The following is a 1,014-nucleotide window of genomic DNA, read 5'->3' on the forward strand; positions in this document are numbered from 1 at the left end:
ATGTTGGTCTGGAATGCGATACCGTCAATCACTCCGATAATATCAGCGATCTTGCGTGCCGATTCGTTAATGGCACCCATCGTCGCCACCACTTCTGATACGACCGTGCCGCCTTTAACCGCTACCTCGGAAGCAGTAACTGCCAGTTGATTTGCCTGACGCGCATTATCCGCATTCTGCTTGACAGTGGAGGTAAGCTCCTCCATTGCTGACGCCGTTTCTTCCAGCGAACCTGCCTGTGCTTCAGTACGGTTGGACAGATCCAGATTGCCCGCAGCAATCTCACTGGATGCCGAGGCTATCGTCTCTGTGCCGACACGAACCTCGCTAACAATTTTTACCAGGCTGGCATTCATCTCACGCAATGCATCAAATAATCGACCCAAACCATCCTTCGACTGAAAATCTATATTTGCGGTAAGATCGCCTTGCGAAATTTGCTGTGTAACCTGTATCGCCTGACGCAACGGGCCAGTAATACTGCGTACAAATAACACCCCAATGACCGAACCCATTAAGGCGCCAACAACCAATAATGTCATGACAATAATCTTCGCACTTTCCCAACCCGAAAATGCGATTAATGCAATGACTATCATGAACAAATAAGACAAGCCAAATGCCAGAGTCAAACGCGTACTAATATTAATGTTATTCATTTACTCATAACCCTATAATCAGGAAATTGTTCATATTCGCATGGCGCAAAAGTAAAGAAATTCCTTTTACATACTATTTGAACTTAGAACTCTTCCCATTCCTCATCATTCGTTGTAGACGAAGTCAGTTTCTTATTGGCATTAGCTACTGGCTTGCTAACAACGCGTTTCGTCTGCTGAGCAGGTTTGGATGGGTGCGCTTGCAACGTTTTGAGTTTATTGCGCCCTGTATTATTCCGCTGCTGGTTATCAATCTGGAATTTATTCACCAGATCTTCCAAATGCCCAGCCTGATCCTGCATTGATTTCGCTGCCGCCGCCGCTTGCTCAACTAACGCCGCATTTTGCTGGGTCG

1 protein-coding gene and 1 pseudogene are annotated in these 1,014 nt (G+C 46.4%); both read right to left on the reverse strand.

Features of this window, described 5'->3' with window-relative positions; all coding sequences use genetic code 11:
• Positions 1 to 659, reverse strand: a 659-nt coding sequence (locus EJE49_RS11330) for a methyl-accepting chemotaxis protein (protein WP_124950909.1), incomplete at its 3' end; no start/stop codon positions are given.
• An 83-nt stretch (positions 660 to 742) separates the two neighbouring features.
• Positions 743 to 1,014: pseudogene (locus tag EJE49_RS14115) on the reverse strand (hypothetical protein); the annotation flags it as partial.

Source organism: Sulfuriferula thiophila (genome assembly GCF_003864975.1).
In the GTDB taxonomy this organism is placed as follows: Bacteria; Pseudomonadota; Gammaproteobacteria; order Burkholderiales; family Sulfuriferulaceae; genus Sulfuriferula; species Sulfuriferula thiophila.